The sequence below is a fragment of the Paenibacillus sp. Soil766 genome (assembly GCF_001428105.1).
Taxonomy (GTDB): domain Bacteria; phylum Bacillota; class Bacilli; order Paenibacillales; family NBRC-103111; genus Paenibacillus_E.
In genome coordinates this window covers 111,583-137,211 of record NZ_LMSJ01000013.1, presented here as the reverse complement: position 1 = coordinate 137,211, position 25,629 = coordinate 111,583, and the positions used below count along the sequence as shown (strand labels likewise).

At 43.2% G+C, this 25,629-nt stretch carries 26 protein-coding genes and 2 pseudogenes; 22 read left to right on the top strand and 6 right to left on the bottom strand.

Features of this window, described 5'->3' with window-relative positions; all coding sequences use genetic code 11:
• Positions 1 to 77: 77 nt before the first annotated feature.
• The 3 genes and pseudogenes from ASG89_RS38635 to ASG89_RS35570 form a co-directional block, all read right to left on the bottom strand.
• Positions 78 to 216 (bottom strand): annotated as a pseudogene (locus tag ASG89_RS38635) (manganese catalase family protein); the annotation flags it as partial.
• Between the two features lie 38 nt (positions 217 to 254).
• A complete protein-coding gene (locus ASG89_RS35575; RefSeq protein WP_057310965.1) occupies positions 255 to 650 on the bottom strand; it encodes a helix-turn-helix transcriptional regulator in 396 nt (131 codons plus the stop codon).
• A gap of 39 nt (positions 651 to 689) precedes the next feature.
• Positions 690 to 1,310 carry an AraC family transcriptional regulator ligand-binding domain-containing protein gene (locus ASG89_RS35570; protein WP_157276620.1) on the bottom strand — a complete coding sequence of 207 codons (621 nt, stop codon included), beginning with the start codon at positions 1,308 to 1,310 and terminating at the stop codon, positions 690 to 692.
• Between the two features lie 92 nt (positions 1,311 to 1,402).
• Here ASG89_RS35570 and ASG89_RS36325 point away from each other — a divergent pair, with 92 nt between their 5' ends.
• Entirely contained in the window at positions 1,403 to 1,663 is a 261-nt protein-coding gene (locus ASG89_RS36325; protein WP_057310963.1) for a hypothetical protein, read from the top strand.
• A complete protein-coding gene (locus ASG89_RS12125; RefSeq protein WP_057310961.1) occupies positions 1,654 to 2,064 on the top strand; it encodes a DUF4386 family protein in 411 nt (136 codons plus the stop codon). The genes ASG89_RS36325 and ASG89_RS12125 overlap by 10 nt, the downstream gene beginning before the upstream one ends.
• Positions 2,065 to 2,279: 215 nt before the next feature.
• On the opposite strand, the gene ASG89_RS12120 is transcribed toward ASG89_RS12125, so the two are convergent.
• Positions 2,280 to 2,717 carry a DUF2231 domain-containing protein gene (locus tag ASG89_RS12120; protein ID WP_057310959.1) on the bottom strand — a complete coding sequence of 146 codons (438 nt, stop codon included), beginning with the start codon at positions 2,715 to 2,717 and terminating at the stop codon, positions 2,280 to 2,282.
• Positions 2,718 to 3,090: 373 nt separating this feature from the next.
• Here ASG89_RS12120 and ASG89_RS12115 point away from each other — a divergent pair, with 373 nt between their 5' ends.
• A complete protein-coding gene (locus tag ASG89_RS12115) occupies positions 3,091 to 3,414 on the top strand; it encodes a hypothetical protein (RefSeq protein ID WP_057310957.1) in 324 nt (107 codons plus the stop codon).
• Between the two features lie 54 nt (positions 3,415 to 3,468).
• On the opposite strand, the gene ASG89_RS12110 is transcribed toward ASG89_RS12115, so the two are convergent.
• Entirely contained in the window at positions 3,469 to 3,660 is a 192-nt protein-coding gene (locus ASG89_RS12110) for a hypothetical protein (RefSeq protein WP_057310955.1), read from the bottom strand.
• A 215-nt stretch (positions 3,661 to 3,875) separates the two neighbouring features.
• Here ASG89_RS12110 and ASG89_RS12105 point away from each other — a divergent pair.
• The 18 genes and pseudogenes from ASG89_RS12105 (at position 3,876) to ASG89_RS12025 (ending at position 23,059) form a co-directional block, all read left to right on the top strand.
• A pseudogene (locus ASG89_RS12105) lies at positions 3,876 to 4,350 on the top strand (GNAT family N-acetyltransferase).
• Between the two features lie 412 nt (positions 4,351 to 4,762).
• Positions 4,763 to 6,325, top strand: a complete 1,563-nt coding sequence (locus ASG89_RS12100; protein ID WP_057310953.1) for an arylsulfatase — start codon at positions 4,763 to 4,765, stop codon at positions 6,323 to 6,325.
• Positions 6,326 to 6,396: 71 nt separating this feature from the next.
• Positions 6,397 to 6,534 (top strand): hypothetical protein, encoded by a 138-nt coding sequence (locus ASG89_RS37630; RefSeq protein WP_235549732.1) that lies wholly within the window; start codon positions 6,397 to 6,399, stop codon positions 6,532 to 6,534.
• 168 nt (positions 6,535 to 6,702) lie between these two features.
• Complete coding sequence (locus ASG89_RS12095; protein WP_082593032.1) at positions 6,703 to 8,319, top strand: LamG-like jellyroll fold domain-containing protein; 1,617 nt, start codon at positions 6,703 to 6,705, stop codon at positions 8,317 to 8,319.
• Positions 8,320 to 8,699: 380 nt separating this feature from the next.
• Complete coding sequence (locus ASG89_RS12090) at positions 8,700 to 9,185, top strand: NUDIX hydrolase (protein WP_057310949.1); 486 nt, start codon at positions 8,700 to 8,702, stop codon at positions 9,183 to 9,185.
• A gap of 154 nt (positions 9,186 to 9,339) precedes the next feature.
• Positions 9,340 to 9,648 carry a DUF2809 domain-containing protein gene (locus ASG89_RS12085; RefSeq protein WP_321166495.1) on the top strand — a complete coding sequence of 103 codons (309 nt, stop codon included), beginning with the start codon at positions 9,340 to 9,342 and terminating at the stop codon, positions 9,646 to 9,648.
• A gap of 278 nt (positions 9,649 to 9,926) precedes the next feature.
• Positions 9,927 to 11,975, top strand: coding sequence for a stalk domain-containing protein (locus ASG89_RS12080; protein WP_057310944.1), 2,049 nt, complete (start codon positions 9,927 to 9,929; stop codon positions 11,973 to 11,975).
• Between the two features lie 281 nt (positions 11,976 to 12,256).
• Positions 12,257 to 13,618: an ABC transporter substrate-binding protein gene (locus tag ASG89_RS12075; protein WP_235549731.1), complete on the top strand. Its 1,362-nt coding sequence runs from the start codon at positions 12,257 to 12,259 to the stop codon at positions 13,616 to 13,618.
• Positions 13,619 to 13,649: 31 nt separating this feature from the next.
• Entirely contained in the window at positions 13,650 to 14,543 is an 894-nt protein-coding gene (locus tag ASG89_RS12070; protein ID WP_057310942.1) for a carbohydrate ABC transporter permease, read from the top strand.
• Between the two features lie 10 nt (positions 14,544 to 14,553).
• On the top strand, positions 14,554 to 15,354 hold the full coding sequence (locus ASG89_RS12065) for a carbohydrate ABC transporter permease (protein ID WP_057310941.1): 801 nt from the start codon (positions 14,554 to 14,556) through the stop codon (positions 15,352 to 15,354).
• 12 nt (positions 15,355 to 15,366) lie between these two features.
• Positions 15,367 to 16,110, top strand: a complete 744-nt coding sequence (locus ASG89_RS12060; RefSeq protein WP_057310940.1) for an HAD family hydrolase — start codon at positions 15,367 to 15,369, stop codon at positions 16,108 to 16,110.
• Between the two features lie 53 nt (positions 16,111 to 16,163).
• Positions 16,164 to 16,916: an MBL fold metallo-hydrolase gene (locus tag ASG89_RS12055; protein ID WP_235549730.1), complete on the top strand. Its 753-nt coding sequence runs from the start codon at positions 16,164 to 16,166 to the stop codon at positions 16,914 to 16,916.
• Positions 16,917 to 17,560: 644 nt separating this feature from the next.
• Complete coding sequence (locus ASG89_RS12050; RefSeq protein WP_057310938.1) at positions 17,561 to 18,019, top strand: VOC family protein; 459 nt, start codon at positions 17,561 to 17,563, stop codon at positions 18,017 to 18,019.
• Between the two features lie 332 nt (positions 18,020 to 18,351).
• Complete coding sequence (locus tag ASG89_RS12045; protein ID WP_057310936.1) at positions 18,352 to 19,623, top strand: erythromycin esterase family protein; 1,272 nt, start codon at positions 18,352 to 18,354, stop codon at positions 19,621 to 19,623.
• 285 nt (positions 19,624 to 19,908) lie between these two features.
• The gene (locus ASG89_RS12040; RefSeq protein ID WP_057310934.1) at positions 19,909 to 20,424 is read left to right on the top strand and encodes a GyrI-like domain-containing protein; all 516 of its coding nucleotides are present in this window, start codon (positions 19,909 to 19,911) and stop codon (positions 20,422 to 20,424) included.
• Positions 20,425 to 20,888: 464 nt separating this feature from the next.
• Positions 20,889 to 21,374: a DinB family protein gene (locus ASG89_RS12035; protein ID WP_057310932.1), complete on the top strand. Its 486-nt coding sequence runs from the start codon at positions 20,889 to 20,891 to the stop codon at positions 21,372 to 21,374.
• A gap of 109 nt (positions 21,375 to 21,483) precedes the next feature.
• Positions 21,484 to 22,386: a DMT family transporter gene (locus ASG89_RS12030; protein ID WP_057310930.1), complete on the top strand. Its 903-nt coding sequence runs from the start codon at positions 21,484 to 21,486 to the stop codon at positions 22,384 to 22,386.
• Between the two features lie 49 nt (positions 22,387 to 22,435).
• Positions 22,436 to 23,059: a hypothetical protein gene (locus tag ASG89_RS12025; RefSeq protein ID WP_057310928.1), complete on the top strand. Its 624-nt coding sequence runs from the start codon at positions 22,436 to 22,438 to the stop codon at positions 23,057 to 23,059.
• Between the two features lie 275 nt (positions 23,060 to 23,334).
• Here the strand turns inward: ASG89_RS12025 and ASG89_RS12020 are convergent, their stop codons facing one another.
• Positions 23,335 to 23,802 (bottom strand): helix-turn-helix domain-containing protein, encoded by a 468-nt coding sequence (locus tag ASG89_RS12020; RefSeq protein ID WP_057310926.1) that lies wholly within the window; start codon positions 23,800 to 23,802, stop codon positions 23,335 to 23,337.
• Between the two features lie 378 nt (positions 23,803 to 24,180).
• On the opposite strand from ASG89_RS12020, the gene ASG89_RS12015 reads away from it, so the two are divergent.
• A complete protein-coding gene (locus ASG89_RS12015) occupies positions 24,181 to 25,566 on the top strand; it encodes a copper amine oxidase N-terminal domain-containing protein (protein WP_235549729.1) in 1,386 nt (461 codons plus the stop codon).
• Positions 25,567 to 25,629 lie beyond the last annotated feature (63 nt).

The following is a 25,629-nucleotide window of genomic DNA, read 5'->3' as shown; positions in this document are numbered from 1 at the left end:
CGATAGCGATTAATTAGCGTCCATCAAAGTGAAATAGGCTTACTCCTGCTGATACAGGAGTAAGCCTATTGTATACTTTACACAAACATATCTTGCAAGCCAGGGCTATGCTCATTTGGCATGTCAGGTAGTTGAGGAACCGGAAACCCAGCAGTGGCGGGGTAAACTTCACCAATTCGAGTATCATCTAAGCAGTAGTTTAAACTGCATATTATGTAACAGCAACTTTTGGAGCAACTTTTATGTGCTCTAATTCATTTGTTGTAGGGTACTCCGCGCTGTTTGTAACGGCATGTTTCCCTAAACTGTCCCGGCGGAAGTCCAGTCCATCTCTTAAAGGCGCTCTGAAATGCACTAGGCTCGGAAAATTGAAGCAAATATGCGATCTCACCTACCGTAAAATGTGGGATTTTCAAATAATGAACGGCAAATTCCATTCGAGCTTTGTTGAATAGTTGATTGTAAGTCGCTTGCTCTTGCTTCAAATTTGATTGCAGCGTTCTAACGCTGACATTGAAATTGCTTGCCGCATCTTTAACGCTTGGGAAGGAGGAAGGCATACACCGTGTAACCCATTTATATACCTGATCCGCAAATGTACGGCCATGCAAGAGCTGATTTCTCGCTTCTTCCGCAATGGTCTCAAACATACTGAGCAATTCCAGGTTCGAGAGAATGATTGGATACTGTTACACTTCGTTATCCAAACGAATGAGGTTGGCGCTGCTTTTAAACATGGGATTTATGCCAAGGAGGTTTATATATTCCCCACTCTCTTTCGGTGCCTCATGAGCAAATCGCAGCTCGTTAAGAACGAAGTTGCGGCAGCTTAGTTTCAGAATAATATGATACAAGGAACTAACCATTCCCTCTATAGCATGTCTGGATACTTGTCTGGCCGGATCGCTGACTTTGAACAAGATAGCCGTTTCCCTCAGGGATGTTTCCCACTCGATCTCAATTCCACTGCACAATATAACATTATATCTCCGATATGCGGCAAGGACTTCTTCTATCGTACTGCAATGCAGCAGAACATAACCCAGAATACCGAGACTAGATAATTCAATCGTTTGTCCCAAATGAAGACCGAAGTTTTGGTCATGAGTAAACGCTGAAGCGGAATCCAACAAGCGGTCGAATTCCTCCTCACCGATTCGAGCCTCCGCTTCTTGAAGGATCCTCTTATCGAACGAAGCGAATAAGCAGAACGATTCCGAATTGTAACCTTTCCCTACCATATAACTCAGAATAGGATGAATAAGAGAGACAGACAAGCTATGGCCATAAGAGGGTTCTCCTTTTCGCAACGGAATAACTTTTTGGCGTTTTGTATCATTTGAATCAGAGGCATTACCTCCTATGATAATTATATCAAATGGATAACAATGGAGGAATAACAATGAGTCGTTTCGAAATGCGAATAATGGGAATCCTGCTGCTGCTGATGCCTCTTATGATCGTCGTCTCCTGGACGGGCCTTATGGTCAGCTTTGAGTATCCAGATATTTTGAGAAAACCTGTGGGTGTCATCCTGCGAATGTATCTTGAAGCATTAAAAATGTATTGGACCGGAATGGTCGTATCCAGCTTGCTCATCATCCCGATTGTCATGATGTTATACCGCCTTACAAGCCAGACGAGTCGGAGGGTGTGGGGCTAGCCAGTGCGTTCTTTCATGTGCTGGGTTTCTCGAGGTGGTTGTTCGCTTTTAATTATTTAGCCGTCCAATATGATGGGAGGGATGTCGCCCAGAAAGAAGCCGTGGAACTTGTTTTTCATACGTTTCATCAGTATTTAGGAGTCACGCTTGGGGAAACCCTCGGTTTTACAACGATGGGCATATGGGCGATTCTTACAGCTATAGCTTTGTACCAATCCGGGTATTTACCGAAGTGGGCGGCTTATCTCTCCGATTTAAGCGGACTCGGTATCATAGCCGGTGTTCTAGAATGGGCTGGATGGTCCGCAGCCGTTGAGATTAATGCGTATGCTTATCAATTGTGGATTCTAATCATTGCAGGTTTAGGTATTCGCTTCATCATACGGAGCACAAGAAGATGAGAGATGCCATTACTTGTGGTAAGGTTCATCAGGAAGCATGGTTTTGGCGATGATTACAATGATGTCGAATTGTTTAAAAAGTAACCGATTCAAATGATAACGATGGTGTTGCTGTGTTTTTACAGAAACCCAATAATCAGCATATTATTAGACAATTAAAGGTGGGATTAAGGATTTATTTCCTTTTCACCCACCTTTAAGTCATATTACTATTGCTATTTTTGGACCGCCTCAACTTTAACAGGAGGGGTTGGGGCTTTCTTATGTATCATTTCTCCCCCAAGATGTCCCGTGTATGCTACGAGAATCACCATGACAAGAGCTCCGACTAAATAAAAAGGATTCTTCCCAATATCCAACGTTTTCCAAAAGCGGAAGACTAATCGAACCAATAGGAGTAGAATAGCTGCAACCATCGTTAACTGTCCGAATAATTGGTGGTCAGGAAAGAGTGGGTTTTTCGTCCATGCAGGTCCAGTGAGTACTGCTGCAATCGCTCCTAAAGCCCCTACGATCAAGCAGAGTAACCCCGCAAAATTCCATTCCTTTTTCTTGAACAAAGCAGCAATCAAGTCAAAGATGAAACTAAAAATCAGCATTGCTACAGGAACATGATTAAAAACATTGTGAAGATTCTTTAACATAAAATCCATAAAATAATACCCCTTTTTCCTATTTATTTACTAACATATAAAAGTATCGCAGAAGTATATAAAAAAAACAATAAAAACTTCCATAATTCGACAAAAAATATTACTTAATATGGGCAAACGGTATTAACAGTAACTTAGAATGGATTACAAAACTACAGCAAATGTGTATGTCTACAGTAAATCCCGCAATATATTGGATTTTCCTCGATAAAATAAATAAAGGGAATCAAAGGACGTGCTGACAGCATGTCCTTTCTTTTTCGTCCTCTATTCTACTAAAATTGGCATAATATGTATTTTATTCCTGATACGTGTATGATACTGTAGGAATTATTACTATATTTGGTATTTAATACAATGTGGAGGGAAGCAAATGAAACGTTGGATGTGTACACTTGCTGTCATTGCGGTAATTGGCGTGTTGACTGGGTGGGATTTTTCGGAGAAGACAAGTAGTTCTTTAAGAGAAGCCGGATCGCTTAAGAAGTTGGGGAAAGACGAGAAAGTAACGATTAAAGTGATGTATTATGACAAGAATTCATTTTACCAACAGTACGGTAATCTGTTCATGGTCAAAAATCCGAATGTTGGCGGAGAACTAACTACTTCTGAGGAAACGAGCGATTGTAGGTGGGTTCCAAAGAACACGAATTCAGTCGTAATTATGAATTTATTGTACCATAAAGCAATTATATGAATATTGTAACTTTCTGGATGATAGGGTAGGGTTGTAAGTGCACAGTAATTACAGCTATTGAGTACCACCAAACCATACAAGTACGGCTACACCTAATAGCCCTACCCACCCAGGATGATTCGCTTTTGTACCAATCAAAATCAAAAGCGCTCCAATGAGCATGGAGCCTGCTACCGTGTCAATAAGTACTCTGGAAGTACCAGTGACCAATGACTGTTTAGCAAGCCATACCAGAAGGAGAGCCATACCCCACCCAAAGACAGTCAACACATGCCAGCTGGCCCAATGCGAGAACTGAAGCAGTTAAAAAGTACCAGTTCATTTTTTGAATACACCTCCTATAAATCCTCTTTTAATAACATTTTATCATTATAAAGCCTATAATAATCCAAGAACATTCTAAATCATTACGTTAACAATGAACATTACTGTAGGAATGGAGACGAGACATAAACATCATGATATCTTTACGAAATGTTAAAATTTCAGATCTGGAACAGCTGTTAATCATTGAGAACGAGGGCTTCACAAAGAAAGAGGCAGCTACCAAGGAAGTTAATCGCAGATACGTTTATTGTGGCAGAAAAAGCCGACGAAATCCTTGGTTATATTAATGGACCAATAATTGCGCAGCCATTTATAACGGATGACCTTTTTAAAGAGATCAATGAGAATCCGAAGCGTGGAGGTTATCAGAGTATTTTAGGACTGGCAGTGTCAAAACAGGCTAGAGGTCAAGGAATTGCAAAGATATTAATTGAAGAAATGGAGGAGCTTTCAGTATATAACGAAAGAGAGGGAATCACGCTAACTTGCAAACAGGAGTTAATTTCTTTTTACGAAAGACTCGGGTTTGTTAACCATGGCTTATCAGAATCACAACATGGTGGAGTAAGCTGGTATAACTTGCTTAAATTAAGAAAAAGTATGAACTAAGGCTGGGATGAAAAATTCGAAAGCCGTTACAGACTGCGCAGAGAAACTACCATAAATGATCCCATATGAAAGCAAGATAATAAATATTCCACTAGAAGCGTAAAGTTTGGTTGGGAAATAACTAAGTTAGCCAGCAATTGTAAAAGGACAAGAACATATATCCATTTATGCCGCGCAAGCGCGGTTTTTTTACTTTAATGGATACAACTTCTTGTCTTTCTCACATTGGATTCCTCCATGTCCATATTGCTTACCAACTATTCCATATTGGATATTAACAAACCGAATGAAGGGAATTATGATAATTGTAAGCGATTTCAGTAGCTGATCGTGGAACTTGTGAAAGTAAAAAGAATGGCAAAGATTGGTGGATTTTTCCATTTATAAAAAAATGCGGTAGGAGGATTAGCACATGGAACAAGACAGAAAACCGAATGTCGTCCTTATTTTGGCCGATGATCTGGGTTTCTCAGATATCGGCTGCTACGGAGGAGATATCGAAACGCCAAACCTGGACCGACTGGCTGCGGACGGAGTACGCCTGACCAATTTCTCAAATACAGCCCGCTGCTCGCCGGCCAGAGCTTCGCTTCTGACCGGCCTACATCCGCATCAAGCGGGCATGGCACATTTGGAAGGATATTACGGCCCTTATACGGAGAAGCTCAGCGACGGTTGCGTCACGATTGCCGAAGTTCTTAAAAGTAGTGGCTACGGCACCTACATGTCCGGGAAATGGCATGTCGGTTCGGTTTTGGCACACAAGCGAGGCTTCGATAAGGCTGCTGAATACAAGGCGGACTATTACAGAACGGACAACGTTACCTGCAACGGAGAACCAATGGGAGCCGAATCCTTCGGCGACGAGTACTATTCGACTGATCATATGACGATGCAAGCGATCCGGTTTGTTAAGGAGCATGTCGACCGGACCCCGGAGCAACCGTTTTTCCTGTATATGCCATATACAGCGCCTCATTTTCCACTTCAGGCGAAACCGGACGACATTGCCAAGTACAAGGGTCGTTTTGACAGCGGCTGGGACGAACTGCGCGCGGAGAGGTTCAGTAGGATGCGGGATATGGGGCTCATCGATGCTGACTGGGAGCTTTCCCCGAAGGAAGGATCGGCGGCGGGGAGCTGGGTGGAAGAGCCTCATAAGGAATGGCGGTTGCGGGCCATGGAGGTTTATGCCGCGATGGTGGATTGTATGGACCGCAATATTGGCAAATTACTCGAGCTGCTGGAGCGGACCGGGCAGATGGACAACACCATCGTCATATTCTTGGCGGACAACGGGGGGAACGGGGAATTTCCGGTCATCACAGATACCAGCCTCCTCCCTGGGGGCCCCGATTTCAATGTCGGAAACGGACATTATGGATACGGGTGGGCGAATTTGTCCAACACTCCGTTCCGTATGTATAAGCATTACATCCATGAGGGGGGAATCGCGTCCCCGTTCATCATCCACTGGCCAACCGGGTTGCAGAAGCGAGGAACGATTCGTCATTCACCTGCTCAACTCCCCGATGTGATGGCCACGATAGTCGAATATACTGGCGCAGAGTATCCCAAGGAATATAACGGCCATCACATTTTGCCGGTGGAAGGAACGAGCATACGGTCCATCCTCGAAGCCGACGAACCACATAAAGAGTACTTGTTCTGGGAACACGAAGGGAATTGCGGAATTCGGCGCAACAATTGGAAGTTGGTCAAGTTTTACCAGGAAAATTGGGAGCTTTACGACTTGGAGAAAGACGGAACGGAGCTGTACGATTTGGCCGAAGCCCGTCCCGATCTGGTTTCCGCCTTGGAGCAAGAATACACAATATGGTCGGAACGAACGGGCGTCCTCCCCCGGGAAAACTACGTGAAATGGGATAAAGTCCAGAACCGCAAAATGCAAGTCGCCGATATCCAGAAAGTTAAGGAATGGCACGCTGGCTTCAAGAAATCGTTGAACGGCTGACATTTGTGGTTAACTAATATATTAGCGCTTTTGTATATAAAGAAGAACACTTCTTCGTTTGGAATGTGCGAGTGACAACCATTCACGGCCATACGAAAGCGGTGTTTTTTTTGCTGCATTTTGCACCGAATGTCCTTGCACAAATCGATTCGGGGCATTTCGTTGCTGTATCTTTTTCAACTGTTGAGTTTATGTCCGAATCGCATTAGCCAGTCATTTATACGACAGTACACATTTGAAGTCCGTACATCCTGGAAAAGGAAGAAGGTGAGAGGGAGATCGATGTTTCGAGTGACCCTGGTTGATCACGACATACTCGTCTGGAACAAATTACAAGATGAAATGATCGGAATATAGTTGAAAATATGGAGGGATAGATGATGTCAATCAAACGGGTTTGTATTTTCTTCATTGCATTTTTAATGATAGCAGCAACGGTTTTTCCCACAATGTCGTTCGCAGACGGCGCATACTTAATGTCATACTTTCGTTCGGGTGTAAATCAGACGGATGTACAGCCTAAGTTGCATTATGCAGTGAGCCGAGATGGGAAATATTGGTTTGCGTTAAATGCCAATAATCCGGTATGGACACCTGTGATCGGAAGTGGCATTCTGCGCGACCCTTTTTTGAACAAATGGCCTGATGGCAAGTGGCATCTGGTTTTTACTACGGGTTGTTGCGGTGGTGCAGGAATCGGACATGCGGAATCAACTAATTTAATTTCATGGGGTACGGGTGAAAAGCTTCACCTCATGCAGAATTTTAGCGATGTATTCAATATGTGGGCGCCTGAGTGGACGTATGACAGTTCAACTGGCAACTATCGGATTTATTGGTCTTCTACCAGAAACAGCTCGAGCGCGAATAACAACAAGCACTATTCAGCTACGACCACAGACTGGAATACGTTTTCGAACGCCTCCTTACTCTTTGATCCGGGTTATTCCGCCATTGATGCAAATATCGCTGCTTACGGCGGGAATTACAATATGTTTTTTAAGGATGAATCGCCTATTTTCGATGGAGACCCCAATACTAACGGTGCAAGGATGCGCCAGGCTTCTTCAACCAGCTTAGGAGGTCCTTACGGCAATATTAGCGGATTCATTACTCCGATGGATACGGAAGCTCCAACCGTTTTTAAGCTGCAAGGGCAGAACAAATGGCTGATGCTTTACGATTATTGGAGTCAAGGAAAGTTCGGCATTAAGGAGTCGACAAATATCGCCAATCCGGGGGCATGGTCAGCAGAGTTCGCGGCAGGCTCGTTCCGCTTTCCGTATCAGGTTAGGCACGCGAGCGTCTCAGACGTGTCGGAATCCGAGTATTGGAACGTAGTAAACGAATATTCACGCGTAGCTTATTTCAAAATGGACGGAACATCCGGATCGACCGTGACGGATTCGTCCGGAGACAATAACCACGCAACCTTGGATGGCGCTACATGGACGACTGCCGGTAAAATAAACGGTGCCTTGAATTTCGACGGAACGAATGATTATGTATTACTCGCGGACAACAGCTCAAACACGGGTTTTATGCACAATGGATTTGATGTACGATCTGTATCCTTGTGGTTCAAAGCGGATAATACGAACCAATCCCAGGTATTGTACGAACAAGGCGGATCTGCGGCAGGAATGGCTTTGAAAATAGAAAGCGGCAGTTTGAAATTTGCTGTTCGTGAAGGTAGCCTACAGCAAACCGTGTCTACCCCGTATACAGATACAACAAATTGGCACCATGCTGTAGCCGTATTTAATAATGGTTCGCTTCGGCTGTTTTTGGATGGAGAACTAAAGCAATTCGCCAATGCTGCCTTTAGCAGTGTGAGCGCTCATTCGGATTACGCATCTTTGGGTGCACGCCGTGGGCAAGATGCATTCGGTGGGAGCGGGAATGGAGCTTACTTTGACGGTAAGCTTGACGAGGTTAGAGTGTTTTCTGTTCCTTTTACAATTGAAGATGTATTGTCAATTTATAACGAATAGTCGGAACATAGAGCAACTATTATCATTCATCCACGGAAGCTAAAAGAGTAGTGCAGACGAAGAACTACAAGAGGATGGCGGATCTTCGCGATTTTCTTCAAAAAACCGTAGCGAAGGCGATGGTAACGGTCAATGTATCTTATCACTTTGTAAATAAAGAACAGAATAGACCTTGTTCGTTCGCACCCCCTCTGGTTTAGACTCAGAGGGGTGCAGTTTTTTAGGTGGGAAGTGAAAATTAGCTCTTGTTCGAACGGTTAACGTTGTGTCAGTATACAAGATTATGCAATGACAATCGAGTGTCAAACACACTAGGCAGGAAAGCACGGGGATTAAATGGAATTAATATACAATTCTTATCTTACTAGGAGGGGCTTTGAATGACATTCCCAACACATATTGTATCGGCAGGCGGAATTGTAGAAGATGGACATGGAAATATTTTACTAGTGAAAGCTCATGATGATGGTTGGGTGTATCCTGGGGGGATTACTGAGGTTGGAGAAAACCTAATTGATGGCGTTCTTCGTGAAATTAAAGAAGAAAGTGGAATAGACGCAACTGTTAGTCATTTAGTTAATGTTATATCCAATACAGCGGTACATAAGTGGTATGACGGTGTGACTGATGTTCCTACGAAAGTCATGTTTGATTTCGTGTGCAGCGTTGTTGGCGGAGAACTAACTACTTCTGATGAAACGAGCGAATGTAGGTGGGTACCAAAGGAGAATGTTCTAGATTTCATTACTTTACCTGCGATACGTTTGCGTTATGAAGCTTTTTTGAACTTTAACGGTTCTGTGAATTACTTGGATTATGTTACTACAACGCATGAATGTAGTCTTAATTTTCAAAGAGTGTTGTAGTACCGTTTTAGTTAAAGAATTACAAATAACACAATCAGAATAAAGAATGAAAGTCTTTTCGATTGGAAGGAAAATTGTGAGAACACGAGGGAAGTACCTACTAGCAGTAATAGTATGTATAATATTTGGGATCGGTTCGAGGATGAATATCTCCATGCTGCCTGAATTTGTAGTGAAACATTTCGGTGATGCTCTCTGGGCGGCTATGATTTATTTCGGCCTACGTGCACTATTCATCCGTATATTATCTATGAAAGCTCTGGTACTTAGTCTTGGGTTCTGTTTTGTAATTGAATACAGCCAATTGTACCAAGCAGAATGGATATTCAACTTACGAAACACTCTGTTAGGCGGGCTAATACTCGGAAAAGGATTCCTATATGCAGATTTGATCCGATATATGGTAGGCGCATTAGCGGCTATTGCAATGGACCGTTTGCTAATGAAGACAGAACAGCCCTAAGAGCACGATGAGTAAACAATAATGCTTGAAATAGAATTAGCTGTGTTTGACTAGCGGAAACGATAATTCCAATATATGGTATACATAGTTCAATAATGATACCGGTAGCTGATATTAATCAGCTGCCTTTTTACATTTTTAAGGGAGATTTGTTGAATGTGAATAAAGTATAGGAAACTATTCCCAAATTGGATCGGATCATCTAAACTTATTAGGATGTCTAGAAAATTACTTACATGTAAAGAAGACAACTGATATACAAGATAGGAGTGGGGAGAATGAAAAAAATTATTATTATGATTATGATTCTTCAATTATTTTTGTTTTCTAATGTATCCTCAGCACAAGAAAATTTGGTCAGCCCAGCAATGAATGAAAATGACATTCTTCTTATTACTAAAGGTCTATCAAATGATGAAATATTGAAACTTGACTATCGCAGTGAAATTTTAGCGAATGCATTAAGAACACAAAGCATTGCAGATAGTAAATTAAGAGCCATAACTAATGCCTTCTTAACTCCCTTTCAAAAAGGAATATATGGCACGAATAGCGGGCATCCAAAAGGTACACCGCCATCTCCAAAAGAGCCTGAACGTATACCAATGAAAGTAAAGTTTAACGGCAACTTGATGAATTTTGAGAATGAACAACTTCCTATATTTAAAAATGGTGTTACTTTAATCCCACTAAGAGTTATCTTTGAGGCGCTTGGAGCTGAAATTGAATGGAATCAAGATTCGTATTCAGTAACAGCAACAAAAGATAACACGACAATCAAACTCTCCGTGGGTGATACGAATGCGATTGTAAATGGAGCTGTAGTAAAGTTAGAACTGCCTTCGGAAATTATTAATAATAAAACAATGATTCCTTTGCGATTTGTTAGTGAGGCGTTAGGTGCAAAAGTTGATTGGATTAACTATTCAAGGACAGTTCTTATTTACAATGAATTACTACCTCAAACGTTTGCTTACGTTAACATCGGACAATTCGAGCATAATATTGAAAATGAGCTTGGTTACAATTATAAGGAAATAATAAGTGCGAAATCACATTTACCTGTTTGGAGATATGATGACAAAGTAAACTCAAATTATTCAATTTCAGAAAAGACTAATGTTACTGTTGATTTCCAAGGGTTAATGAATGGTTCACTACGAACGCAATTATTCGTTTATTGGAAAGCGGGGAGTGATTCAACTTTTCCTGTGGTTGATCATTTTGTCTTATATCATTTGGACCAAGTTGACCAAAAGATCCATGAATATCATGTAAAGCACGATCAAACAATTGAAGAGGTCATCTTGAATTTAAAGGGTGATTATACGCCATCAGAGCAGCTCCAATCGCGAATTGAGTTGACTACCCTCCATTTATTAGAAACGGCAGGGCGAGGTAATTTGACTGAAACTACCGAGCAAGTCGATACGATAGCGCCATCCGACCTCAATTTAGTTTTCCTTCAGATTTTCAAAATGGCACATATGTTTAAAGGCAATCAACACGTATCTGATTTAGTTGACCTATTGATTAATAAGCAAGTTGATCTTAATATCGTCGATGAATCGAATAGCTACACGCCGCTGCATTATGCTGCTGAACGAGCCATTAATTTAACGGAAAGTCTTCTAGATGGCAATGCCAAGGTGAATGTAAGTGCAAATGGAATGACCCCACTCATGCAGGTATCGAGCAAAAAACAACTTGGTTTGGTTAACAAGATGCTTGCGATGGGAGCCGACCCGAATTTAGGTAGAGGTGCGCTGATAGCGGCTCTTCATCCTTATGCCAATTCTGATTTAACTGATGAGAGCGTCCAAATTGTAGAAAATCTTATAGCTTATAAAGCCGATGTGAACACTGCAAACGCGGATGGCGAAACACCGTTGATGTCAGTTGTATTTGCGAGTACGCCACAGTCTCGGCAAATTGTTCAAATGTTGCTCGAGCACGGGGCAGATCCATTACTCATGCTGAAGAGTAATTGGTCGGGGTTGACTCCACTTATGAGAGCGGTTGATCCTTACATCTTTAACTCCGCTCAGGTTATGTATGATATTATCGAAATGTTAATCAATGCCAATGCGGATGTCAATGCAGTCGACGAGAAAGGCAATTCAGTGCTTGCTTACGCCGTGGAGTTCAACCAGCATTCAATGGAAGGAAACGCCGAGGTAATCCGATTATTGTTGAGTAATGGATCGAAGACACAGACGAAAGACAAGAATGGAGTTACCCCGCTTGAAAAAGCTAAAACCATTGTGGATGAGAAGCTAAGGGCTGAAATTGTTATGCTTTTAGAGGGACATGCGAATATGAACTAAGGATAACGATACCGCATTAAAAAAAGGAGCGGTAAAAAAGATTGCTGTATACCGAATAATAGAGTAAAATAATGGAGAATTCATAGCATAGATACAATTGAAGTATTAGCTTAGGGCTGAGATACGGAGACTCCCAATTGCTACTCATTACTTTTTTCCTACGGGATAAGAGGATGGTTGCATTGGGAGTTTTTTTATTTTTCGAAAGGGGGAGAATCTAAGCAGCCCGAACGAAAAGGCGGGAAGAGTTATAAAAATTGCTTTTTAAGGGGATGGGACGAGTGTTTATTACCAAAAACAAAATCAAATTTGTAACCGCTCTCACTGTATGTACGCTAGCACTTACAGCATGCGGAGGCGGCGCAAGTCCAGCTTCAAGCGACGGTTCTTCGCCGGCCGTCACTGGAGCAAAGACAAGCGAGTCAGAGAAAAAAGCGGCAAAACCTATCGAGCTTTCGTTTTACTTTCCGGTAGCTGTGGGTGGACCTCTAACCAAGATATTTGATAGTTTTGCGGAGCAGTTCAACAAGGAGAACAATGATGGTATAACGGTAAAACCGATTTACACCGGAAGTAACCAGGATACTTTAATTAAAGCACAAACCGCCGTGATGGGGGGGACTCCGCCAGATCTCATGCTTTCCTCCTCCACGGATTTATTCACCTTGCTGGATATGGATGCAATTATTCCGCTTAATGATCTGGCCGCCAAAGACGGCGGAGACGCTTACCTCAAAGATTTCTATGAAGGATTTATGGCTAACGCACAAACTGGAGGAAAGACCTACAGTATTCCTTACCAAAGAAGCACAATTATCCTTTACTACAACAAGGATGCATTTAAGGAAGCTGGCCTAGACCCGAATAAACCGCCGCAAAATTACAAGGAGCTGACAGAATACGCCAAGAAGCTGACTAAGCCTGGTCGATGGGGACTTGAGATTTCCTCGACCGAGTACATCGGATGGATGATGCAAGCCTTTGCACTGCAGAACGGCAAAAACTTGATGGACCAGGATGGTAAAAAGGTGTTTTTCAATACACCGGAGAACCTGGAAGCACTTCAATATTGGATCGACTTGATCAGGAAAGAGAAGGTTATGCCGGAGGGCGCAACCAACTGGGCAACGATTCCTTCTGATTTCAACAGTGGAAAAACAGCCATGATGTATCATACGACAGGCAACCTAGGAGCAGTTAAAAAAGGAGCTAACTTTGAATTCGGGACTGCATTTCTTCCTGCCGGCAAAAACTTCGGTACACCTGTAGGCGGGGCGAACCTGTATATCTTTAAAGGAATTGCGAAGGAAAGGCAAGAAGCAGCATGGAAATATATCCGCTGGCTGACTAAGCCGGAGCGTCTCGCTCAATTCAGTATTGATACGGGCTATGTTGCGCCGACAAGAAGCTCCAATGAAACCGAAATCATGAAGAAGTACATCGAAACCTTCCCACAAGCAGTTACGGCTCGCGATCAATTGAAATATGCTTCTGCATCGTTCTCAACCCACAACTCAGGGGAAGTAGGAAAAGTTTGGAATGACAAACTGCAGTCCGCGATCGTGGGCAATGTTCCGCCAGCGGAAGCGCTTAAGAATGCACAGGCAGAAGCGGAGAAGCTCCTAGCTCCTTTTAACAAATAATCGATTGGCATTCGTGATTGGAGGTTGATCCATGGGGAAGCGATTATTCGCCAGAAGATTGCGTGAAAATACGCAAGCATGGCTGCTTCTCCTTCCTACTTTCATTTTCCTTTGCATGTTTACGTTCTACCCGCTGTACAAGACGGTTTCCACCAGTTTTTATATGAAGAAATTGGCGGTTCGGATTCCGCAATTTGTCGGAGGGGCAAACTACCGGACATTATGGGAAGATGCAAAGTTTTGGAAGGTGCTCGGCAATACGATTGTATTTGTAGTCGGAACAGTCCCTATCGCCATGGCCATTGCGATGGTAATGGCCTTATTTGTGAATCGGGCGATCAAAGGCAGCGGCTTTATAAGAACATTTTATTTTTATCCGACGGTCATCCCAGCTGTCGCCATCGCTAACATTTGGTTGTTTATTTACACTCCGAAATACGGCATTATAAACAGTATTCTCGACTGGTTCCATATCCCTTCGGTCAATTGGCTCGGCAATGTCGGTACGGTGCTCGGGGCAACCATCGCTATGGCGATTTGGAAGGAAGCAGGGTTTCTGATGGTGTTCTATTTGGCAGGGTTGCAAAATATTCCGAAGGACCTTTACGAAGCCGCTGATATCGATGGGGGCAGACCATGGTTCGTTTTTTGGAGAATTACTTTCCCTCTGCTGATGCCTAGCACGATGTTTATAGGGATCATCGCGACAACCGGTACGTTTAGGCTGGTGGACCACTTGCCGGTTATGACCGGCGGAGGACCCGACAACGCGAGCAATCTACTGCTGTATCTCATCTATGAGACGGCGTTTAAATTTTGGGATGAGGGAATGGCAGCGACTTTAACCGTGGTGTTAATCGGGCTGCTTTTGATTGTTTCATGTATTCAATTTTTCGGTTTAGATAAAAAAATTCATTACAGTTAGGATGATCGGAATGCGTTACCTGAAATATGGCTTTATGTATCTACTGGCTGCCATTTGGATCATTCCTTTAGTTTGGACCTTATTAACGTCATTCCGGCCTCGCGATCTCATCGTTTCCTCCGGGTGGTCTTTGCAGTTTACATTTGACAACTATATAACAGCTTGGCAAGCAGCCCCTTTTGGACAGTATTATTTAAACACCATTGAAGTGGTAGTTGGTATTCTGGCCATTCAACTGGTTACTGTCATTTTTGCGGCTTATGCGTTTGCACGAATGAATTTTTGGGGAAAGGATATTCTGCTCATGTTAGTCATGATGCAAATCATGATCCCTCCCGATTCATTGATCGTCCAAAATTATCAAGTGTTGAAACATTTGCATCTGATCGACACTAAACTCGGAATCATGATTCCTTACTTTGCTTCTGCGTTTGGCATTTTCTTGCTAAGACAAACGTTCAAGTCCGTGCCCTATGAGCTTGATGAAGCGGCAAGGCTTGACGGCTGCAATTTACTGCAAATAATAATGAAGGTGTATGCACCGCTGGCTGTTCCTTCAATTATCTCGTTCGGCATCGTTTCGATCAGCCATCATTGGAACGCTTTTTTATGGCCGCTGATCGTCACAAATTCACCGGAAAATCGGCCGTTAACGGTAGGGCTTGCTATATTTGCCCACGCGTCAGAGACAGGGGCTCAATTTGCAGAAGTCACGGCAGCAACATTAATCATCACCATACCGTTGCTTTTAGGATTTTTTATATTCCAAAAAGGGTTTATCAACAGCTTTATGCATTCAGGTGTGAAGTAGTAAAGGAGACATATGATCAAATATAAATTGCTAGCGTTAGATATGGATGGAACCTTGCTTGATGAACGGAAGGAAATCTCACAGCAAAACAAAGAATGGATTGCAAAATGCCGTGAACAAGGCGTATATGTTGTTTTATCGACGGGGCGCGGTATTCAATTAATTCGTTCGTACGCGGAACAGCTAGAGCTCGACACACCCATTGTTGCTGTTAACGGCGGAGAAGTGTGGAGCGGGCCTGATAAGCTGCATGTGCGCTATACGCTTCCAATGGTGCAAATCGAGCAGTTGCGCCGGCTTGCAATTGAATTAGACGTATGGTATTGGGCTTACCATACGGAGGGCAAGATGAACAGGGATACATGGGACGAGCTCGATAACCGCCAAATGGAATGGATCAAATTCGGTTTTAGCACAGAAGATTCTGTAAAAATGACAGCGCTTTTTGAAAGAATTCCTCAAATCGGCGACTTCGAGCTAACAAATTCCCATCCTACGAATATCGAAGTGAACCCGGCTGGGATTACGAAGGCTACAGGGCTACATGAGGTATGCCATATGCTAAACGTTGGCATTCATGAGGTCGTGGCAGTTGGAGACAGCATGAACGATATGGCCATGATCGTAGAAGTCGGATTAGGGGTAGCTATGGGCAATGCTCAGGAAGAAGTGAAGCTCCGCGCGGACGCGGTCACTGATTCCAATGAAGAAGATGGCGTTGCAAAAGTAATTCAACGTTATATTTGTTTCGAGTAATCGGTGAGGCATATGAAACTTAGTAAAAACAAAGGAAAGGGGGTTTACCTGTTTTGTTAAACGTTCTTTTCATGGGTACCGCTAGCGCTCCCGGAAGTATAGGAAGGGATAATACTTATATGCTGCTTGAGCGAGGGGAATCATGTTGGATAATTGACGTCGGGGGCAACCCGCTGGGCAAACTGAAGCAGGCGGGAATTCCACAGAGCCGGATTAAAGGTGTTATACTGACGCATTTCCATGTTGATCATATCTACGGTTTACCTTCGTTGCTGTGGGGGATGTGGATCGCTCGAAGGAGCGAACCTCTAACCATTTATTGTTCGAGTTTATATAAAGATCAACTGAATGCAATTCTTGCAAGCTATCGGATAACAGAGTGGCCAATTCAATTCGTTATTTCTATACATGAATTCGACTGGACTAAGCCTTCTCCCATCCTTGCTGAGGATGGGTTAACGATTTCTACGTTTCCAAGTTTACATGTAGGTGCAACAGTTGGGGTAAAAGCGGAGTTGGAGGATAAGGTATTGATATATTCTGCGGATACGATGCCGAACGAATCGATTGCTAGGTATGGGAATATTGATGTATTGATACATGAAGCCACTAAGGCCAGAGGGTCAGTACACGGTCATACCAGTTTGGATGAGATGCTTAAATATTATCCACTGGAGCGCATCGAACGGATATATGCCGTTCACTTGACAGACGGGGAGCCCTATTCGCAAGTTTTGTCGGAGAATCCCCCTGCAGAAAGCTCTAAAGTCACCTTGGCCCAAGACATGATGAAAATATCTATATAATGGAATCCGCGAGAAAGCTAACACAAACGATAGCTCAACACAAGATGACGGCAGCCGGCACCACACGATCGGCTGCCGTTATCCGTTGAAGTAACAGGCGGTAGAGCGTAATCCATCGGATATTCGGAATTCCAGTACTGAAAATACGCGCTCTGCAATGTAAGCATTGTTGTTTAAAGAAAATAATCGGTGATAACGAAACTTAACTTAATATACTTTTGGAAGGCTGCCGACAGCAATAATAACGGCATACATTCTAAATCAGATTAGATTAATTGTGACAAATATGCGCATAAACGCGTAATATTTATGGGTATTATTGTAAGGAAATTTTGTGTGAATAGAAACTGCAAAAGATGATGCTAATGAGTAGTTCAAAGAGAACATATGCACATATTTTTTTCGAGAAGCTGGGATTCAGTGGAACAACTAGTAAGGGATTTAAGAAATATATAAGAATACATTAACTACAGGTATCTTGAAAATGGGGTGCACAACCTAGCTGCATTGTATCATTAAGCTCCCGGGAGAACGATAGCGTAAAGGGGAGTAACCCAGCTGCAGGAAAATATTGGTTGAAAATAGAATATAATTTAATGAATGGATTTTTTAGACCCAAGCAAATGAGGAGGAGGAATGATCGAGTGCAAATTAATGAAGAAGGCACGCCGGATATAAAACTAGAAGATATTACTGGAATAACTTGTATTTATGTTCCGGTTAATGACGTTCATGAATCAACTCAATGGTATCAAATAAACTTAGGATGCGAACCGACGAATCACAATCTTGTGAAGCCTGGGATGAAACATTCGATCCTGAGATTTCCCGATCATAATGGAAAATTTCAAGGAGCCAGTCTTAGAAGTGCGGTACCAGCTCTTTTCCTAGTCGAATCACACGATCGTCTAGGTTTTACAAACTGTGATGGAAATCGTACTCCAGTAGGGTGTTTCATTACTCCGCGTATACAAGAAATGTATAACCGTTTCAAGGATAACGGTGTGACCATTTTAAGCGACATTCCGGTTGGAAGAGAATTCGGTCCAAACTTTCAGTTTCTTGACCTTGATGGGAACTTGTGGGAAATTTGGCAACCATAACTACTTTGCAGAAAGGGCCGTCCGCAATGGATGGCCTTAAAACTTGCCGTTACAGACAGCGCAGAAAAGCTCTTATAAATGACTGGTTAGATCATTAAACTAATGCGAAATTGTCAGTACAACAATAGTAGCAAAGAGCAACTATCGGATTAACTGATAGTTGCTTTTTTACTTATTATTGGAAATTTTTTATGAAATGGAACCTTCAGCCAGTTCAAAGGAGGCGTAGTGGTGGATGATAATCTTCGTTATGTATCTTAAGTGAAGCGCTTTTTCATCGTGTTTTTGTGCATACTACTTAAGAAAACTCATTATGAATAGGAGTAACTCAAATGAATATGGATGAACTCATCGTAGAACAGATCAGAAAACAGGCTGTGTCTTTGAACAGTACAGATGATTTGGATGTATTAATCGAAGCGATTGGCGATAAGAAGTATGTTTTACTTGGTGAGGCAACGCATGGTACTTCTGAATTTTATAAACTACGCATGGAATTGAGCCGTAAATTGATTGAAACGAAGGGGTTTTCCTTCATAGCAGTTGAAGGGGATTGGCCTTCCTGCTATGAGGTTAACCGGTATGTGAAGCAGTACAAGGATGCAAAGCCAGACGCCCGTACTGTGATGGAAGGGTTTAATCGCTGGCCAACGTGGATGTGGGCAAATGAAGAAGTTGGGGAATTAATGGATTGGTTAAAAAAGCATAATGAAGACAAACCGATGGCGCAGCGCGTCGGTTTTTATGGACTTGACGTTTATAGTTTATGGGAATCCATGGAAGAAATCGAACGATACCTGCAGGAAAAAGGGACACCTGAGCAGTTAGCTTTAGCCCGTAAAGCCTTTGAGTGTTTCGATTCCTATGATAAAGAGGGGCAAAATTACGGTGTTTCTGCAGCTTTCTATGGCGAGAGCTGTAAGGACGATGTCGTGAAGTTGCTGAAGGAGCTTCACGTGAAACGAGTGCGGTACGATGAAGACAGCGAAGCCGCCCTTAGTGCAGAAATAAACGCACTTGTTGCCGTAAACGCGGAGGATTATTACAGCACTATGGTCAAGCATGACGCGGAATCGTGGAACGTCCGCGACCGACACATGGTCGAGGCACTGCGCCGCCTCACCCTCCACCACGGCTCAGAAGCCAAAGTTATCGTCTGGGAGCATAACACGCACATTGGCGATGCGCGTGCAACCGATATGCTGACCGACGGCATGATCAACGTCGGCCAGCTTGTGCGCGAAGCGCACGGCGAAGCCGATGTGTGTGCCATCGGCTTCGGCACTTACCGCGGCACCGTCATTGCCGCGAAATCTTGGGGCGCGCCGATGTCGATAATGCAAGTGCCCGCTGCACAACAGGGCAGCTGGGAAGAGCTCATGCATCGCGCTGGCGCGTATGATCAGATCCTCCTGCTTAACAAGGAGGATCCGTTACTCGGGCATGAGGTGCTGGGGCACCGTGCCATCGGTGTCGTGTACCGCCCCACTTCTGAGCGAGGGAACTACGTTCCCTCAGTGATGGCTCGGCGGTACGACGCCTTCCTGCATGTGGACGAAAGCCATGCGCTTCGTCCGTTAAATATAGAAAAAGTGCTTGTGTGAACCCACACAAGCACTTTTTCTTAATAGAGCTCAAAAGTTCGCTCATTCAATAATGGTGAAAGAGAGTTCAAAAAACAGGGAGCAGTTAGCCGCGGCAGTTGCCATAATCCGAGAACTTTTGCTGCAATTGTCCCATTTAGAACAAATATCAAACATGGTAACTGCTGTAGAACAGTGATAATGTAGTTTTAATTAAAAGGAATTTTATGGAAAGTATCGAATGATATTAACAAGATGTCGACAACTTAGTTATACATGAATCATGTGGGAGTGGAGAGGGTATTATTGCAAGAAACAATAGCGATTAATTTGGTTGAAGTGGCGCCTTTCAAGACAATGGCAGTAAGAACGGGAATGACACCCGACAAAAGCGGGACGCGGGTTGCCTGGAGCCATCTTACCGCGCAGGTCCAACTTAATGATACGCGACTTATGGACGGGCCTTCAGCGTATGTATTCATTCCACAGGAGCAATGGATCAAGAAAGTCGATACGCTTTGGGTCGGATTGGCGGTTCGTGAGTTTGGGGATGTACCAGATGGCATCGAGACTTTAGAGGTAAAAGGAGGGCTTTGTGTGAGCGCCCAAGTCTACGGGAATGAGGCCCATATGTGGCGAGTATATGATGCGATATTTACATGGCTCGAGCAGTCACCTTATTATGAGATTGATCGGCGTCAAGACGTACTCGGGATGGAGACAGTTCCGCTTGAACCGTTTAACGCACTCACAGTCCCTTATTCTGAAATCGAAACATTTAACTTTAAAATACTATACCCTATTCGTAAGAAGTCGTCGTAGATATCTACGACGAACTTTTGTCCAGTAAATTCATGTTATCTACAAAGAAATGGCCATCCCACAAAGGATGGCCTTAAGTTTAAACTAACGCAAAAATGGTAGTTCAATGTCGAACTACTTAGGAGTTCTCAGTGGGCTTCTTATAAGTTCTATGTATTCAATACGAAGGTGGAATGTATGACTAAAAAACTGTTTATCTGCTTATTTGTACCGTTTCGAAATTCATACAAGCTTAAACCTAGAATAAGCTAATGCAATACGATATCATAACATATAAAGACTGCCGGCACCAGCTATTTAAGCAGGCTTTGTGTAGACAAATCGGAAACGGGAGAGATAAAGAATATTGAATAAAAGATTTTCGGTTGGCAATGCGGTAACACCATTCAGCTATCGGGACAAGATAGTTCGATGACATACCAAAGAAGAACGAAATGTAGCCAGTTCAAGGAGTTGTTAGTTAAATGGAAAGTGCACCATTACTGATTGAATTTCTCTTGAAGAAATATAATTCAGAGAAAAACGGGACACTTCAAGTAATTGAGCAATTATCGGACGAAGATATTGTATGGGCACCCACACCAGAAAGTAATAGCATTGCAAACTTAGTTGCTCATATATGGGGAACAGTTCATCAACGAATTGAAACTGTATTCTATAGCATTCCAGATACAAGAGATAGAGAGAAGGAATTTGAACGTGGTCTCCAATTATCGAAAAGGCAAGCTATAGAGCTTATTGCTAAATCCTTTGACCTTATAATCGAGGTTCTAGAAACGGTGAAAGTAAAACCTGAAATGTTATTTGAACAACCACAACTAGCAAATAGCGGCGTTGATAATCAAGCTACTGTCCTTGAAATTTTTCTGCATCAATTTAGACATTTGCCTGGTCACACAGGACAAATAGTGTACATAGCAAAAATGAGAAAAGGGCATTTACAGTGGTAGACTAAGATAACGGGAACGTTTGTTGAGGGGAATTGTCGCCCGAGGCATTCGCAATGACGAGCTTTAGCACAGGTAGATATTATATGGAACTTAAGGAGACTTCTTAGAGATGCCAGACCGTACTGTTCTATGGAAACTTTGGGGAGTGTCGCTGCTTTGGGGCTGTAACTACGTAGCCAGCGCCTATTTGCTGCGGGAATTCTCACCCATTCTTCTATCATTCGCACGATTAGTTGTCATGTCGCTGTTCTTAATTTCCGTAGCAGCCGTCAACAAATCGATGAGACGCCCAACCTCCCGGGAGTGGGTACTGCTGCTGTTCGCGGGAATTTTTGGTACATTAATCAACCAGCTGTTCTATTTTACTGGACTAAAGTATTCGACAGCGGGCAACGCCGCGCTCATTATTGCGCTATCCCCGATTGCAACGACGCTGTTGTCGCGTATGTTTCTTAAAGAAGAAATCACGTGGCTGAAGTTTACGGGATCCATTGTTGCTCTACTTGGGGTCGTCTTGATTGTGCTGTATGGAGGGAAAACGCTCGGCATGTCTAAGGGAGATGTATATTTGTTGCTGGCGATGCTGGGTATGTCAATCAGCTTGCTATTTATTCGCAAGCTAACAAACGGTATGACCTCGTATGAGGTGACGATTTATTCAACAGTCATCGGGACGATTCTTATGTCTCCAGCCGTGGCCGTCGAAGCCTTTCAAGGGCATTTTCAATGGAGCCACCAAGTGCTGACCTGGTTGTTACTCATTAGTGTGGCAGTTATTGGTCAAGGTTTGGCGGGATTTTGGTGGAACCAAGGCATCGCCGTCGTCGGGCCATCCACGAGCTCAATGTTTATGAACATCCCACCGTTCATCGCAATTATCGTAAGCTACTTCCTCCTAGGCGATCCAATTAGACCCGCTCAAATAGCTGGAGGGATTCTGATTCTAACTGGTGTCGCGATAGCCAACATGAAGCGCCGTCAGCCTCAAGAAACGAGAGCAGAAATAATATAGCTTCTCATCTTGTAAATTAAGTTACTAATGACATTAGAGGAGAATAACAATGACCATAATCGACAAATTAGCAAGCTCACTCAATCGAAAAGACGAAGGTCCTAACCAGGCACTGGCGAAATATATTGCCGACCGAGATGATAGGGGAGCAGTGAAGGAACTTGTTGATAACTTGTACAACAGTGACAAGAACATTCAAAGTGATTGCATAAAAGTTCTCTATGAAATCGGAGATCTAAAACCGTCATTAGTTGCTGAATACAGCAAAGAGTTCGTAGCATTACTTAGTCATGGTAATAATCGACTTGTCTGGGGCGCTATGACAGCGCTAGATGCAATAACTATGGAAATTCCAGAAGCCATTTATGCAGCACTTGCCAAAATTGTTGATATTGCCAACAAAGGATCGGTTATCACTAAAGATCACGGAGTGAATATCCTGATTAAGCTTTGTTCTATCCAACATTATGCCGATCATGCATTTACCTTGCTCCTTGAACTGCTTAAGAGCTGTCCGACAAATCAACTCCCAATGTATGCCGAGAATGCAATATCCATCGTTAACGATAAAAACAAAGAGGTTTTCATTAAGACACTTATCTCACGACTCGAGGATATTGAAAAAGACACCAAACGAAAACGCGTGGAGAAACTAATTAAGAAATTAAGTTGAATTATGCAAGAGGGTGTTGGATTGGCAGAAATTGATTTACAGTATAAGTCAAACCCATACTGATCAGATATTAAATAAAGTTGGTGTATCCACCAATGTGAATAAAAAGACTGCAATCATTCAAGAGAGAACTTGGTGTTTGCAGTTTTTTTACTGCTTTACATGACGAATTTTCTAATATGTTTTGTTACAAATATTTTTAGAAACAAAAAAACAAATTAGAAGAACGCAGAATCGCATTCTTGGCATTTAGACTGGACGCCATGCAACACTGATCAACGTCTGAATATCCCGTTTGGACCCAAATATCGGTCCAACCTTGCTGCTAATTCTTCTATGGACTTGCCATTTTGATTCTGCATCTTGATTTGACTCCTTTTCTCATCAACAAACTCTTTCTCTTTTTTTTCCTCCGATCTTCGCCACCTCAAAAAGATCATAAAGTTTTCAATCTCTGCCAACTCCGATTCCGAGTAATCGGATAAATCGATTTTTCTTCCGTCAGAAACCAGATATCGCTCAACAGGGGAGAAGCCAACCAGTTCTTCAATCGGTACGCTGAAATATTGTGCTAGAAGAATTACGGTGCTCTGAGCGATTAGCTGTTCTTTTCCCTTCTCCAAGCGGGATAAGATTTCATAGGAAATGCCAGTTTTACTTGAGATTTGGCCGATCGTCACGCCTTTTTTAGATCGGAGCTTATTAAAAACTGCTGCTAGTTGGTTATGGTTGTATGATGGCATGTTGAGTTCTCCTAACTATGTGATATTAAAATTATATCAATATTTTACCAAGAGTACATATTACCAGATATTTAAAAATTAAGTTTTGCAAATTTAGAATTAAAAGAAGTAATAAGACTGTGGGTTGAGGATTTTGGATTAAGGGACGTAACAACGTTACTTTTATAGTTTAATAAATGAAAAGGGCTGCACTCTGCTCAGTTCCGAACATTCGAATTTAAATGGTCACTGAAGCTACTCTTTCCCGAATCGGTTCATGGTTATTTCCCGAGTGGTTCCCTATCCTTTGGGAAGTGGCAGGCATTATACTAACATAAGACGTGATGCAAGGAGTTGCGGCTTGCAGTTCTCATTATGATAATGTTAGGAGAGAGTACGATGATAAGCAATAAATTGAAGCTAGCGATAACTTGCTCGTTATTGATGAGTAGTATGACAATGGGAAGTGGTGCTTTCGCAGCCGATAAGGCTATTGAAACTGGTTCTCAGATCAAGGAATTTGTCTATCTTGACAAGGAACTGGACCGTATTTCCCAAGTGTCGGCGTCGACTCCGGACGGCACACGTGACGGTCATCTTCGTCTGCTGATGGATGCGGGGGAAGGCCTGGATATTCAATCGATCACACTGAGAACCGCCGACAGCAAGGGAAATGAGACGAGCCAAGGCATCTGGAAAACATGGAAGTCCGAAGCTGGCGATATAGGCACGCTGCTGGCTGTTGTGCAGGACGGCAAGTCGATAAACGAAACGTTCCAGGCGAAGCTGGGCACATTCCAAGGCATCGTCGAGTTCGAGTTGTACGCATCCGATAATAATGGGATGAAGCCTGGTGTGTATTATTATTTGGAAATGGTGACAAGCAGCGGTATAATGCGGACGCCGATCACCCCCTATGCTGAGAACGAAACCTCCTATGCGCCTGTGGCGATTCGCGAGTTCAGCTGGCTGGATTTGACATCCGACCATACAGGTATCGCTGTATTCGGCAAGGATGGGACAACAGACGGCCATTTCCGGTTGAAGTTGAATTTTGCCCAGAAGACGGAGGTGGTGGCCGTTATTCTTCGCGCTACCGACGAGAAGGGGAATGAAGCTCCTGGGATTTGGCGTACGAATCGGGCTGGTGTTGGTTGGCTGCTCGGCATTGCGAAAGGAGATACAGTCATTACCCCTGGGTTCAAAAACGATGTAAAAGAGCCGGTCGGCACGTTCCAAGGGAGCGGAGTCTTCGACTTATACGCGAACAACAACGGGTCGATCAAGAATGGCCAACACTACGTCATTGAGGTGGAGACGACTTACGGCACGGTTATCTCTAAACCGGTGAAGTTCGGCGATCCAGCATCTAACTATGTCAATGTCAATCCGCTTGGGTTCAAAAGCATTGTGCTAACGCTCGATGCGATTACGGCCTTCGTCGATGAGGAGCAGCATACACTTGACGTGGCGCCGTTCACGCTCGAGGGCCGCACCATGGTGCCAATCCGCTTCATTGGCGAAGCACTTGGCGCGAAGGTGGACTGGAATGGTGATAAGAATCTCGTCACGCTGACCAAAGGAGACACGAAGGTCGAACTAGTTATTGATCAGAGTCAGGCTTATGTGAACGGTAAGCAGGTTATGTTGGATACACCGGCCATCATTCGGAACGGCTTCACCCTGGTGCCTGTGCGCTTCGTCAGCGAGGGGTTGAAGATGAAGGTGTTCTATGATGAAGGGGAAATTCTGATTACGGATGCAAAAGTGCTTGCAGTAAAGTGAAGTAACGCCCTTTTTCGGTTAAATGGGCAGTCGCCGATATATCCCAAATTCAAAGAGTACCGA